14 protein-coding genes are annotated in these 12,606 nt (G+C 58.1%); 12 read left to right on the top strand and 2 right to left on the bottom strand.

Annotated elements, in window-relative coordinates; all coding sequences use genetic code 11:
- The first annotated feature begins 26 nt into the window (after positions 1-26).
- The 7 genes from pobA (at position 27) to HX898_RS26365 (ending at position 7,225) form a co-directional block, all read left to right on the top strand.
- Positions 27-1,199, top strand: coding sequence for a 4-hydroxybenzoate 3-monooxygenase (pobA, locus tag HX898_RS26395; protein WP_138390894.1), 1,173 nt, complete (start codon positions 27-29; stop codon positions 1,197-1,199).
- Between the two features lie 209 nt (positions 1,200-1,408).
- A complete protein-coding gene (locus HX898_RS26390) occupies positions 1,409-2,581 on the top strand; it encodes an ABC transporter substrate-binding protein (protein ID WP_180196229.1) in 1,173 nt (390 codons plus the stop codon).
- Positions 2,582-2,656: 75 nt separating this feature from the next.
- On the top strand, positions 2,657-3,520 hold the full coding sequence (locus HX898_RS26385; RefSeq protein ID WP_026158858.1) for a branched-chain amino acid ABC transporter permease: 864 nt from the start codon (positions 2,657-2,659) through the stop codon (positions 3,518-3,520).
- Between the two features lies 1 nt (position 3,521).
- Positions 3,522-4,526, top strand: a complete 1,005-nt coding sequence (locus HX898_RS26380; protein ID WP_180196228.1) for a branched-chain amino acid ABC transporter permease — start codon at positions 3,522-3,524, stop codon at positions 4,524-4,526.
- A complete protein-coding gene (locus tag HX898_RS26375) occupies positions 4,523-5,287 on the top strand; it encodes an ABC transporter ATP-binding protein (protein ID WP_138333508.1) in 765 nt (254 codons plus the stop codon). Before HX898_RS26380 ends, HX898_RS26375 begins: the two co-directional genes overlap by 4 nt.
- Positions 5,268-5,984 (top strand): ABC transporter ATP-binding protein, encoded by a 717-nt coding sequence (locus tag HX898_RS26370; protein WP_180196227.1) that lies wholly within the window; start codon positions 5,268-5,270, stop codon positions 5,982-5,984. Before HX898_RS26375 ends, HX898_RS26370 begins: the two co-directional genes overlap by 20 nt.
- Positions 5,985-6,373: 389 nt before the next feature.
- Positions 6,374-7,225 (top strand): VCBS domain-containing protein, encoded by an 852-nt coding sequence (locus HX898_RS26365; protein WP_348647903.1) that lies wholly within the window; start codon positions 6,374-6,376, stop codon positions 7,223-7,225.
- 645 nt (positions 7,226-7,870) lie between these two features.
- On the opposite strand, the gene HX898_RS26360 is transcribed toward HX898_RS26365, so the two are convergent.
- The gene (locus HX898_RS26360; protein WP_180196226.1) at positions 7,871-8,833 is read right to left on the bottom strand and encodes a hypothetical protein; all 963 of its coding nucleotides are present in this window, start codon (positions 8,831-8,833) and stop codon (positions 7,871-7,873) included.
- Between the two features lie 138 nt (positions 8,834-8,971).
- On the opposite strand from HX898_RS26360, the gene HX898_RS26355 reads away from it, so the two are divergent.
- The 5 genes from HX898_RS26355 (at position 8,972) to HX898_RS33060 (ending at position 11,157) form a co-directional block, all read left to right on the top strand.
- Positions 8,972-9,262, top strand: a complete 291-nt coding sequence (locus HX898_RS26355) for a hypothetical protein (RefSeq protein WP_180196225.1) — start codon at positions 8,972-8,974, stop codon at positions 9,260-9,262.
- Positions 9,263-9,301: 39 nt separating this feature from the next.
- The gene (locus HX898_RS26350; RefSeq protein WP_180196224.1) at positions 9,302-9,592 is read left to right on the top strand and encodes a CopG family transcriptional regulator; all 291 of its coding nucleotides are present in this window, start codon (positions 9,302-9,304) and stop codon (positions 9,590-9,592) included.
- A 20-nt stretch (positions 9,593-9,612) separates the two neighbouring features.
- Positions 9,613-10,173, top strand: a complete 561-nt coding sequence (locus tag HX898_RS26345; RefSeq protein WP_180196223.1) for a hypothetical protein — start codon at positions 9,613-9,615, stop codon at positions 10,171-10,173.
- Between the two features lie 305 nt (positions 10,174-10,478).
- Entirely contained in the window at positions 10,479-10,853 is a 375-nt protein-coding gene (locus HX898_RS26340; protein ID WP_180196222.1) for a thermonuclease family protein, read from the top strand.
- Positions 10,854-10,950: 97 nt separating this feature from the next.
- Positions 10,951-11,157, top strand: a complete 207-nt coding sequence (locus HX898_RS33060; protein WP_210273240.1) for a hypothetical protein — start codon at positions 10,951-10,953, stop codon at positions 11,155-11,157.
- A gap of 1,009 nt (positions 11,158-12,166) precedes the next feature.
- Here HX898_RS33060 and HX898_RS26335 read toward each other — a convergent pair.
- Entirely contained in the window at positions 12,167-12,595 is a 429-nt protein-coding gene (locus HX898_RS26335) for a DUF1515 domain-containing protein (RefSeq protein ID WP_180196221.1), read from the bottom strand.
- Between the last annotated feature and the right edge of the window lie 11 nt (positions 12,596-12,606).

Genomic DNA, 12,606 nt, shown 5'->3' with positions numbered 1-12,606 from the left:
AACGCAAAAATGCAGGGAGGCAGCATTTGCGAACTCAGGTCGCCATCATCGGTTCGGGGCCATCCGGCCTGCTGCTCGGCCAACTTCTGACCGAAGCCGGCATCGACAATGTCATTCTCGATCGTGTGAACAAGGATTATATCCTCGGCCGGGTTCGCGCCGGCGTTCTGGAGGAAGGCACCGTCGGGCTGCTGGATCAGGCAAAGTCAGGCGCGAGGCTGCATGCCGAGGGCCTGCCGCATGACGGTTTCTCGCTGGCCTTCGACGGACGCGACCATCGCATCGACCTCCACGAATTGACCGACGGCAGGCGTGTTACGGTTTATGGACAGACAGAGGTGACGCGCGATCTCATGGAGCGGCGTGAAGCGAGCGGCTCCCTGTCGATCTACGATGCCGTCGATGTCGTGCCGCATGACTTCGACGGCCATTCTCCCTTCGTCACCTATGTGAAAGACGGTGTTGCCAAGCGCATCGATTGCGACTTCATCGCCGGCTGCGACGGCTTTCACGGCGCCAGCCGCAAGGCCGTTCCGGAACGAGCGATCAGGAGTTTCGAGAAGGTCTACCCCTTCGGCTGGCTGGGGGTCCTTGCCGACGTGGCGCCTGTCAGCCATGAACTGATCTACGCCAACCATCCAAGGGGCTTTGCGCTCTGTTCGATGCGCTCGGCCACCCGCAGCCGCTACTACATCCAATGTGCGCTCGACGAGAAGATCGAGGACTGGAGCGACGGCCGCTTCTGGGACGAGTTGAGACGGCGCCTGCCGGTGCATCACGCCCAAGCCTTGGCGACCGCGCCGTCCTTCGAGAAATCGATCGCGCCGCTTCGCTCCTTCGTCGCCGAACCGATGCGTTTCGGCCGGCTTTTCCTGGTCGGCGACGCCGCCCATATCGTCCCGCCGACCGGCGCCAAGGGACTGAACCTTGCCGCCAGCGACGTTCATTATCTTTTCTCAGGGCTGATCGAGCATTACCGCGAGGGATCGGATGGCGGCATCGACGCCTACTCGCAAAAGGCGCTCGCCCGCGTGTGGAAAGCCGTGCGGTTTTCCTGGTGGATGACGACGATGATGCATCGTTTTCCGGATACCGGGGATTTTGACCAGAAGATCCAGGAGGCGGAGCTCGACTATCTCACCCACTCCCGCGCCGCCTCGACGGCGCTTGCGGAGAACTATGTGGGACTGCCATTCTGATAGGGTTGTCTGAGGTGGGCCAAGGACCAGAATTCGACCGTAGAACCGGCCGTCGATAGTTCCGCTCTTCGAAACACAATCATAATTGTATAGTTATGGATTGCAGTACTTATTTCATTTTACATCACCATTTCGCATGACAGGTTAGCGCTAAATTTCTAGCGGCTAGCGAATACGGCGCTGGAGTGCGCCCAAAAGGGAGAGAGAGAATGAAGAAACTATTTCTGGCCGCCATTGCGGCAGTCGCCATGGGCACGAGCGCCTATGCCGACACCATCAAAGTCGGGGTCATCGGGCCGTTCTCCGGTCCGTTCGCGCTCCAAGGCAAGAACTTCAAGGCCGGCATCGATGCCTATATGGCGGTCAACGGCAACAAGGTCGGCAACGATACGGTCGAGATCGTCTATCGCGATGTGCCGCAGGCAGATCCCGCGCAATCCAAGGCGCTTGCGCAGGAACTCATTGTCAAGGAGAAGGTCCAGTATCTGGCCGGCTTCTATTTCACCCCCGATGCCATGGCTGTGACGCCGATCCTGAAGCAGGGCAATGTGCCGATGGTCATCATGAACGCTGCCACCTCGGCGATCGTCACCAAGAGCCCGCTCGTCGTCCGCACCTCGTTTACCACTTGGCAGACCTCGACGCCGATCGCCAAGGTCGCCTTCGACGCCGGCGTCAAGAAGGTGATTTCCGTCGTCAGCGATTACGGCCCCGGCATCGATGCCGAGAACGCTTTCAAGGCCGGCTTCGAAAAGGCCGGCGGCCAGGTGGTCGAGGCGATCCGCATGCCGCTTGCGACCAACGACTTCAGCCCGATCATGCAGCGCATCAGGGATTCTGGCGCTGAGGGCGTGTTCGCCTTCCTGCCCTCCGGCCCGACGACGCTCGGCTTCGTCAAGGCTTACAACGACAATGGCCTGAAGGCTGCCGGCATCAAGTTCTTCGCGCCGGGTGACCTGACGCAGGAATCCGATCTGCCGGCGCTCGGCGATGCCGCACTCGGCATCCAGACGACCTTCCACTATGCCGTGTCGCACGATTCTCCGGAGAACAAGGCTTTCGTCGAGGCGGCGACCAAAGCGATCGGCAACAAGGCCGAACTCTCCTTCCCCTCAGTCAGCGCCTATGACGGCATGTATGTCATCTACAAGATGATCGAGGCGACGGGCGGCAATCAGGATGCTGAAAAGGCCGTCGATGCGGTCAAGGGCCTTGCTTGGACAAGCCCGCGCGGCCCGGTTTCGATCGATCCGGAAAGCCGTCACATCACGCAGAACATCTATCTGCGCGAAGTGACGAAAGCCGATGACGGGACCTACATCAACAAGGAGGTCCAGACTTTCGAGAAGCAGGGCGATCCGGGTCTGGCGGCCGTCAAGTAACATCGAGCGTCAAGACAGGTGACGGGCTTGGCCTGCGATCAGGCCGAGCCCGTCGCTTGGAAGCAAGGTATTTCCATGCAGACAGTCTTCAGCATAGCCGTCGACGCCCTTGCCTACGGCATGGTGCTGTTCGTGATATCGATCGGCCTTTCGGTGACCATGGGGCTGATGCGTGTCGTCAACCTGGCCCATGGCGCCTTCGCAATGATCGGCGGCTATATCGCCTCCTATGTCGCACGCGACCTCGGCCTCGGTTATGCCGCGGCGGTCATCGCCGCCGTTGTCATCACGATCATCGTCGCCATTCCGATCGAGCGTTTTCTCTACCGCCGGATCTATGGCGCGCCGGAACTGACCCAGGTGCTGATGACCATCGGCATCACCTTCTGCGTCATCGGCATCGCCAATTATGTCATGGGGCCGACGCTGAAGACCATACCGCTTGCCGGTGCGCTACAGGGGTCAGCCGATCTCGGCTTCCGCACCATTCCCGTTCACCGGCTTTTCGTCATCCTCTGCGGCCTCGCCGTGGCTCTCGCCCTCTGGTTTACGATCGACAGGACGAGCTTCGGCGTCAAGCTACGCGCCTCCGTCGACGATGCGGCGATGGCTGCAGCACTCGGCGTGCGCACAGAGATCATCTATGCGGTGAGTTTTGCCGTTGCCGTCGGGCTTGCCGCCTTCGGCGGCGTGGTCGGCGCCGAACTCCTACCCGTCGAACCCTATTACGCGCTGCGCTACATGGTGACCTTCCTGGTCGTCGTCTCCGTCGGCGGCGCGGGCTCCATTCCAGGCGCGCTGATCGCCTGTCTGCTGCTGGGCGCGATCGATACCACAGGACGGTATCTGATGCCGGAATTCGGCGAATTCTTCTTCTATCTCGCGGTGATCGCAATCATCTGCGTCTTCCCGCGCGGCCTTGCCGGAAGGGCGAAATAGGATGGCGCTTGTCATGAACGACGAAAACGAAGGTCTACAGCATCGTCGCGGCTTTATCGGCCGCGATTTCATCGGAATAGCGGTCATCATAGCCATTGCCACGATCGGCTATTTCGCCTTCCCCGATAATCTCGCCCTTCTGACCCGAATGATCACCATCGCGCTGCTCGTCCTGTCGCTCGATCTCGTGACCGGTTATTGCGGCGTCGCAACGCTCGGCCATGCAGCACTTTTCGGCTCCGGCGCCTATGCCGCCGGGATCCTTTCGGCGCATTACGGCATCAATGACCCGCTGCTGATGATGCTGGCCGGCATTGTCGGCGGCGTGGTCGCCGGGCTGCTCTGCGGCGCCATCATCCTGCGTGCGCATGGACTGCCGCAGCTGGTGCTGTCGATTGCGCTGATCAACCTCTTCCATGAATTCGCCAACAAGGCCTCGTCATGGACAGGCGGCAGCGACGGACTTTCCGGCATTGCGCCGGATCCGGTCTTCGGCCTCTTCGAGTTCGATCTCTACGGTCACACCGCCTTCTTCTTCGGAATGGCGCTGCTGCTGACCGTCTTCGTGCTGCTGAGGGTTCTGGTCCGCTCGCCCTTCGGCATGCTCTGCCGCGCCATCAAGCAGGACCCGCTGCGCATCCGCGCCATGGGCGCTTCGCCGAAGGCAGCTCTGATCAGGATGTACGCGATCTCCGGTGCCGTTGCCGGTGTCGGCGGCGCCTTGAACGCGATTTCGACACAGGTCGTCGGCCTCGACAGCCTGTCTTTCACGCAGTCGGCGGAAGCGCTTGTGATGCTGGTCCTCGGCGGCACCGGTTCTCTCTTCGGGGCACTTTCCGGCACCGTCATCTTCATGCTCTTCGAGGACTATGTCTCCGCCGCCAATCCCTTCCATTGGCTGACCATGGTCGGCGCGCTGCTGATCGCCGTCGTGCTCTTTGCGCCGAAAGGTCTCTATGGCACGGCCGCAGCCTTCGTTAGCCGCCGCAGTGGGAAGCGCTCATGAGCCCGGTCTTCGAAGTCGCCAATCTCAAGAAAGCCTTCGGCGGCCTTGCCGTCACAAATAATGTCTCGCTCACGATGTCGCCTGGTGATCGCATCGCGCTGATCGGCCCGAACGGCGCCGGCAAGACCACCTTCGTCAACCTCGTGACCGGTAATCTCTCGCCCGATTCAGGCGAGGTTCGCCTCGGCGGCGAGGTGGTGACAAAGGTCGATGCGATCGGCAGGGTCAGACGCGGCCTTGTCCGCTCCTTTCAGGTGACGCGGCTCTTCCAGGACATGACGCCGGCCGAACATGTGGGACTTGCCGTCCTTCAGCGCGATGGAAAGACTGGGCACATGTTCGGCAATTTCCTGCGTATGCCCGATGTCATGGCGGAGGTCGATGATCTCCTCGGCAAGCTCGGACTGGCTTTCCTGATGCATCGCAAGGTCAGCGAAATCGCCTATGGCCAGCAGCGGCTTCTCGAGATCGCCGTGGCGCTGGCATTGAAGCCGAAAGTGCTGCTGCTTGACGAGCCGGCAGCCGGCGTGCCGCAGAGCGATACCGGCCGCATCGAGCAGGCGCTGGCCGATCTGCCCGCCGATCTCGCCGTCTTGATGATCGAACACGATATGGATCTCGTCTTCCGTTTTGCCAAACGGGTCATCGTGCTTGCATCAGGCGCGATCATCTTCGATGGCCAGCCTGAAGACGTCACCAAGGATGCGCGCGTGCGCGAGGCCTATCTCGGGAGCTATGCCAATGCCAGCCATATCGCTTGAGGTCGAGAATCTGTCGGCCGGATATGGGCCGACGAGAGTGCTCGAAGGCATTTCCTTCTCCGTGCCGGCAGGTGCCCGGCTCGCCGTGCTCGGCCGCAACGGCATGGGCAAGACCACGCTGCTCGCAACGCTTGCCGGGCAGACCAGGCGATACGAGGGCAGCATCCGCCTCGGCGATTCGGATGTCACGACGGCACCGAGTGCTGCACGCGCGCACAAGGGCCTCGGATATGTGCCGCAGGCACGCTGCGTCTTCCCGACGTTGACGGTGGAAGAGAACCTCTTCGTCGGCTTGAAGGCGCGACCGAAGACGGCGCTGGAGGAAGCCTATGCGATGTTCCCGCGCCTGAAGGAGCGCCGCCGCAACCTCGGTAGCCAGCTTTCCGGCGGCGAGCAGCAGATGCTCTCCACCGCCCGCACCATTCTCGGCCGCCCCTCCGTCCTGCTGCTCGACGAGCCGCTGGAAGGCCTCGCACCTGTTATTTGCGAGGAACTGATGGCGGCCTTCACCGACCTCGCCAAGACAGGAGACATGACCATCGTGCTGGTCGAACAGCGCATCCAGAGCGCGCTCGATTTCGCCGATCAGGTCGTCATTCTCGAACGCGGCAGACTGGCCTGGACCGGAACGCCGGAGAACCTCACCAGGGATCACGAGGCTGTCGAGAGCCTGCTCGGGGTCGGCGGCCTGCATTGATGGGATGGTCGGCAGAAGCTCGGGCTCTGCTGATTGCTCCCCTTTCGCCTTCAAGATTGCTCTTGGCGCGCCGAGCAATTCATGCAGTATATCGTCATGACGACGTCATGATTGACCGGTCATTATTATCATACCTGAAAGTTTTCCGCTGGCCGAATTGATGGATCGCCTGAAAAGGCGAGAAACACCATGATCGATGAAGCGGCAGCAACGTAAGACCAGACGTAAATCCTGGTTCATCAACAGGATCGACGTTTATGCCGCTCCCTTTACTTGAACAGTTGAGCTGTAATCGACCGGAATGTGTGGCGTTGACGGGCGGAATTGCTTTGACGCTCCATCAATTTCGGTTGCCAGATACCCGATAGGGTTGCATAGTCGAACAGAAAATCACACGGGAGGTAGAAATGGCAAACCACAAGCCGGTCGCAGGTGATGTATACCAGCCTATTTTCAACATCGACAACCCGATCGACGGCAACATCCTGGACAATACCAGTTCGGTGGATGCCGACGGAGATCAGGTGCGTCTCAACTTCGTCAATGGACAGCGAATTCCGCAACCGGCCGATCCGAACGGGCCTGCCACGACCACCACAGTCGAGGGAAAATACGGCACTCTGACCGTCTATTCCAACGGTAACTACACATATGAGCTCGATCACACCAACCCGGTGGTATCAGCGCTCGGCCCGGGAGACCAACTCGTCGACCAGTTCAATTTCAAGATCTCGGATGGCAAAGGCGCCACCGATTTCGGCTTGCTCAACATCGCGGTCGACCTGCCGGAACGCGGCGACGTCTTCGTCAATTTCGAGGATGTCGGCAACCACGACTTCCCGACGGGCTACAAAGGCTTCGATTGGGGCGCCTGGTACGATGGTGACGACGCGACTGTGCGGGAGGAAGCGGATGGCAACCACTATCTGGGAGGAGGCGTGTTCTGGACACCCATCCAAGCCGCCGATGGCGGCAACTTTCAGATCGAGCAATTCAGTGTCGCAAACGGCACATCGGACTATGACAACGTTCTGACGATCGAAGGTAAGCTGGACGGCGATACCGTATTCTTGGTCACAGTCAACGTCACCGCCGACAGCATTCATGACCCGCAAGTGATCGATCTCAGCGCCTACGGCGAAATCGACTCTCTCGTGCTCGACACCGAACCCGTCATCAACGAAACGAGCGGCCCGGATTATTACGGCGCGCAATACGACAACTTTCATTTCATCGTCTGATTGATGGGAAAGGGCGCCGCATCACCGAAATCTGTGCACCTTCACCGACTGCGCTCTGCGGCGCCTATCTGGGTACCAATTTCTTGCGATAGCTGACGGGCCTGCATCTTGCTAGCATTGGATCGTTCGAGGGGGCACGATTATGCTGGGATGGAGGAAATGATGCAGCCAGTCGGGATCAGGTTAGCGGCGGTCATGTTCTCGCTCGCCGTATGGGCTATTATTATCGCTGTAGCATCCCACCTTTGGGCGACGAAGATGCCTCTGTTGCTTCTGACGCTCTACAGATAGGCCTGTCCTCAGCGTTGGCGGGAATCCTGCAGATCAGGGCCGGACTGGTTTTGTCCCCTCACCGCCACGTTTGGTGGTTGCCACCAGTGTGCCATCACGCCAAAAAAAGAGGCCGTCTTTTCGGCCTCCAAAATTCGCATTTTATGTAATGAAAACAGATGGTAGCGGAGGTCCGTTCTGGTCACAACAGCCGACAGGGTGAACAGATTGAGATCAGCTTGGGAACTTGGCAAATCGCTCTCAAGCGCGCGGTTGCCGATTATCTCAAATCAAGGGCTGTGCCGGACGCCGCCAACGTCGATGTCGGCGTCCCGCGGAAAGCGGACCATTCTTAGGAAAGGGACGAAGCGGCCGTCACGCTACCCGCGCCAACGGCTGTTTCCGCTTTTTGCACTTTCGAAACCAGGTGATCGCCAAGGCCCTCCAGAATTGCACCTTATGCGTTGCGGCAAATATCTTGGCTTCGTCCTCGGCGGTAAACAGCAAATCCACGATGGCCTCTGTAAGATCCTCTGGAGTGATCCTCTCATGATATTCAGGATCGGTCAGCAGCAGCTCGACTGCCTTGATCTGAGGAGCTGTGAGTGGGCCTCGCTCTGCGTTGGCCAGCACCTCAAGAATTTCCCTCGCGAGCTTTGGGCCGCGTCGGCTGATGAGCGCTTCAACCTGCTTCACCGCGATAGTCTGGCGCGTTCCGGTCCCGGTGTAAGCGTTTGTAGTCTTCAAGACTTTGATGTTCGCTCGGGAGCAAACCAGCTCAAGAGTTTGGGCATCCTCATCAGCCGCGGCAAGCGCAGCCTGATGAAGCTGCAGGGTGGTAACTCCGAGACGTTCGGTGTTCTGCCCGATGAAAGCCTTCGCCTGGGCGATCGTATCTTCCGCGTCAACTATCATGACCGGAATAACACCAATGTGAGGATTGGATGCTGCGGCGATTGCTGTGTGCTGCCCGTCGAGGACCTTGAGAATGGTTTCACCGTCATTCTCTGCATATGCGCAAATTGGAGGTTTGAATTTCGCCCAGTCGAAACCCTCAATAATGCGGCGGATCTGGCGCATTCCTTTTTCGCTGACATTCCGCTGATAGGCGGGGTCAACGAAAAGATCGACTGGTTTGACCAGCTCGAAGATCGGCATTCCGCTGGGCGGCATCTGTGGATTAAGGCCTGCGATACTGACGGGGGCTATTGGTCTCACGTTGTCTTGCATTGGGCTTCCTCTGGCGTTCGCCAGCGGCAGCCGGCCGCTGTTTTCTAGGGAGAGAGCCGAGAAGCTTTCCAACGCTTCGTGCGGAGAACCTTTCAGAAGGGCTAACATCCACAGGATCGCGCGCCGTTTTGAAGCAGCTTTGCCGAGGAAGGGAATTTGGCACCTGTTGATAAGTCGGATAGCGGGCACAGATCAGATTGCTGGGCCACGGCCGTGTTATACTCCATCCTTTCAAAGGAGATTCGAATGGATAGCATGAGCAACAAGGCCGAGCGTTTCGTGGTCGTCGCGAGCTTTCCGAGAACGGAAGGAGTTGGAGCGAAGGAAGCGGCGCCGACGAAAGCATACACCTTTCCGCCGAATGCCACGATTTCTGATGTGTTCCAGGCGATTTGGCCAAAAGACAGAAGTGGCGAATTCTTTTTCACCCCGCCAAGCAAGATTGAACTGATCCCGGACGAGACCACCATACCTGCACCGCCTGAGAAGCTTTTTGACTGGCTTGACTCAACGCAAACAGCAGAAGAACCAAGGTAAAATGCCCGACCACGGCAGGGCGGACAGAGAAGGAAACTGATGACCTCGCCCGATACCGCCACCCTTCTAGAGGAGGCCGCCGACCGGATCGCAGATATCTCGCGAGCGGACCTCCAGATCATGCTTCGTCGGGCCGCCCTGCGGCTGCGCAATGCCGGCGCCGTTTCGATGGAGGATGACGTCGAGGACGCCTTGCGCGACCTAGCCGGCGAGCTTGGCATGACGCGCAATGATACGATCAGGTTCATCGTGCGGGAGTGGATGGAGAAGAACACCTATCTGCCGGTGCACAACCTCGACGAAGATAGCGATGTGGACGGGTCAGCATGAGCCCGCCGCGAGGTCTGAAAATGAGAGTCGTGATAGTCGTGCTGGCATTCTGCTCAGCGATACCCGCAGCGGCCAGCACACTTGAACTCGACAAAGCAGTAATGTCCGCTACCCACTTTGGCATGACGCCAATGGGCGTTGCTGATCGCAAAACGCTCGCCCAAGCCGGGCTCGCGTATTGGAAGAGCTTTGATAGCCGAATACCACGGAACTCTCCGACAGTGTTGGACTGGCTAAAAAAGGAGATGAACACTACCGATAGCGCTCGTATCCATCGGCTCACTGCCACTTCTGAGTATGCACTGTGGGAGCTTTCGGAGACGTCAACGCTCTGTGTTGATTTATTTAGATCGGCCAATGAGTTGGTGGGTCTCGGGGCCTTCAACGAACTATACACATGGACCAAGACGCTGGGCTGTTATGTTTCCCGGAGTGACCTTCTTTTCTATTTGAAGCAGGCCGGTCTTTCCAACGGAAAGGACGATGGCCCCTTCAGCCTTCAGCATTTTGGCATCTACCACAAGGAGATCACCGGTGTCGTGGCTAATACACTCCTGGATGAAGCTCGCGGTTCGAAGTAGCGCGAAAGCCTATATGCGGAGGCGATAACGATAGCTCCCATCAGTGCTCTAAAGCCTCAGGAGCTGAGGTAGTTTTGCGGAGAACCTATGAACCACCGAATAGACCTGGTCGACAAGGGCAATAGCCTCAAGGATCAGCTCCGCTTGATCGAAATGGCTGCCCACGCCATCGACGATCGAGACCAGCGAAGCGCGCTCATAGGAGGCTGTGAGCAGGCAAGAGATTGTATGGAAGAGCTGCTCGAGATGATGCGAAGCGTTCCGAGGGGCGAGCCAATCATGACGACGAACAAATAGATACTGCGATGATTGCTGGACTGATTATCTGCGTATCCCTGAGCGTCGTCGACGGCGACACGGTGAAATGCGACGGGCAGAATATGCGACTGCTGGGGGAAGGTGTTCCGTTCGTCTCGGGCATCGATACACCGGAGATCGGGTCGCACGCGAAGTGCATCAAAGAACGGAAGCTGGCGTTGATCGCCAAGGGCAGGTTGAAAGAGCTGCTGGCTGAAAAGGGACTGCGCGTTGTGTTCAGCGGCGCGGTGGACAAGACACAAACGCACCGGCCGTTAGTCAACATCTACCGAAAGAATGGTGAAGAAATCGGTAAGACGCTGCTTCGGGAGGGATTCGCCAGGACATGGAGCCCGAAGCGGCGCAACGACTGGTGTGATTGAGCATACTGCCCCTCCCCGTTGCCCCTTCATCTGATGTTCAGGTTGGATCGCCGAAACTAGTCCAACAGCCTCGTCCACAGATCTATGGACCACCTAGATGTTTCCAGCGCTGACCTCCCTTTCCGACCATGATATCGAAGTTGTGGTCGATGCCGTAACCGAATGGTGCTCTCAGCATCATTGCAACATTCACAGCAGCCGCGGACAGCTTGCCCTTACGACGGCTGTCGATGCGCTCCAGACCTCACCGGACCGGGACGCGTTGCCGCGCCATCTCTCCGAGAAATTGAACGAGCAATCTTGAGACCGCAGTTAAATCAAAAGGACGGCCGCCCAGCGCACAGGAGTTAATTGCGTGGGGTTTTGCAACATCGCCAAGCGGCCAAACGCACGATACCAAAGACAATTCCAGTGTATATTCACAAATACTGCCCAAGACGTACATTTAGTGAGTAACTATTCTGCAGTACGTACGTCGAGTAACTTATCCAACGAAATAGTCATTGCAAATCAAAGACAAAGTGCGCCAAGAAGAACTTCGCAGCGCCCTTGGGCGATTGCTAAAAAGTACCACCCCGATCACTGGCCCCGCACGCGCGGGGTTTTTTTATGACTCGGGGAACCTATCGGCTGTTGGCGTGCTAGCGGCTCGGGACTCATCGGAGTTAGCCGCCCCGATGGTCCATTCCATGTTCGCGGATTTGCCCCGATCGGGGCCTTTTTTACAATCACCGAGGTTACCTCGTTCGCGCAGTCGTGAACCGACCAGTAACCAGATTTGGTTTTCCATGTCGTACGAGAGGTTGATTCCTGATATGGATGACTCTCGCTAAACTGGTGGAGACGAAGTTGCCTGAAATGATGTCGACGTATTCCACCACTCCGATCACAGTTCACAGCTGGTGCCCCGGCACTGCGAACAAAGAGTTCATCTCTTTGCAAGCAGCCATCGAATACGCGGGGAAGCTATTAGACGAGCTTCCGGCGATCGAGATCCTAATCCGTACAGGCCACCATCGTTATGCGATCCTTGAGGGTGATCAACTTGCCGCCTTGATTAAGCGAGTTTGCGTTACTCATTGAGGCATTGCGAGACATCGAGCGCCACAAGGATCGGACGGGCCAGGACGTGGGGCGCGAAGCGGCGGAATGATTGGTGCGACTGATTAAAAAAAATTTGTCGGCACGGGAACAATATGCTCGGTTGATCGTAAAACCTTCGGGCCGTGCGGAGATTCGTTACACTTCGCTATGCGACCCACCTCAACCTTAGCCCCGCTCCGAAGCGGGGTCTTTTTTGGCATTGGCATACCTCAATTGATTTTCAGCCAATGCCGTAACGCCGCTACCGCGCCATCGCTCATATGGGCGACAACCCCGCCGATCGTGAGGCCGGCAAAGGCAATAAGCCCTGAAATCCCGTAGCCGAGAGTTTTCATTTTTTTCCACTCCTCAAGAGTGGGGGCGACCGCTTCGTGGTTCTTCTCGACAGTATCCTTGAGGGTTTTGATTTCCTCGCGGATCTGACCATCGACGTTGCTGCTGACGGTTACGGTCATGTCGAGAAGATGGATCTGCCTCGCTTGCTCATCAAGGCGCCGGTGGATCACCGACCGGCTTTCGTGAGCGTTATCCTTCTCGTCGCTGACATCCTCCCGCAAGAGGGAGACGCTTTCTTCTATGCCGGTTAATCTGCCTTCGACACGGCCGAGCGCGCGGAGGATATCGTCATTGGATGTCATCGCCTGGAATG

This window comes from Rhizobium sp. WYCCWR 11128, from assembly GCF_013416305.1.
Lineage (GTDB): Bacteria > Pseudomonadota > Alphaproteobacteria > Rhizobiales > Rhizobiaceae > Rhizobium > Rhizobium indicum.
The sequence above is the reverse complement of the archived record's forward strand: the minus strand, read 5'-3'. Positions and strand labels throughout refer to the sequence as shown.

Coding starts and splice junctions, on each gene's coding strand:
- HX898_RS26390 (WP_180196229.1), top strand. CDS start 1,409: ATGAAGAAACTATTTCTGGCCGCCATTGCGGCAGTCGCCATGGGCACG.
- HX898_RS26385 (WP_026158858.1), top strand. CDS start 2,657: ATGCAGACAGTCTTCAGCATAGCCGTCGACGCCCTTGCCTACGGCATG.
- HX898_RS26380 (WP_180196228.1), top strand. CDS start 3,522: ATGGCGCTTGTCATGAACGACGAAAACGAAGGTCTACAGCATCGTCGC.
- HX898_RS26375 (WP_138333508.1), top strand. CDS start 4,523: ATGAGCCCGGTCTTCGAAGTCGCCAATCTCAAGAAAGCCTTCGGCGGC.
- HX898_RS26370 (WP_180196227.1), top strand. CDS start 5,268: ATGCCAGCCATATCGCTTGAGGTCGAGAATCTGTCGGCCGGATATGGG.
- HX898_RS26360 (WP_180196226.1), bottom strand. CDS start 8,833: ATGTTAGCCCTTCTGAAAGGTTCTCCGCACGAAGCGTTGGAAAGCTTC.
- HX898_RS26355 (WP_180196225.1), top strand. CDS start 8,972: ATGGATAGCATGAGCAACAAGGCCGAGCGTTTCGTGGTCGTCGCGAGC.
- HX898_RS26350 (WP_180196224.1), top strand. CDS start 9,302: ATGACCTCGCCCGATACCGCCACCCTTCTAGAGGAGGCCGCCGACCGG.
- HX898_RS26345 (WP_180196223.1), top strand. CDS start 9,613: ATGAGAGTCGTGATAGTCGTGCTGGCATTCTGCTCAGCGATACCCGCA.
- HX898_RS26340 (WP_180196222.1), top strand. CDS start 10,479: ATGATTGCTGGACTGATTATCTGCGTATCCCTGAGCGTCGTCGACGGC.
- HX898_RS33060 (WP_210273240.1), top strand. CDS start 10,951: ATGTTTCCAGCGCTGACCTCCCTTTCCGACCATGATATCGAAGTTGTG.
- HX898_RS26335 (WP_180196221.1), bottom strand. CDS start 12,595: ATGACATCCAATGACGATATCCTCCGCGCGCTCGGCCGTGTCGAAGGC.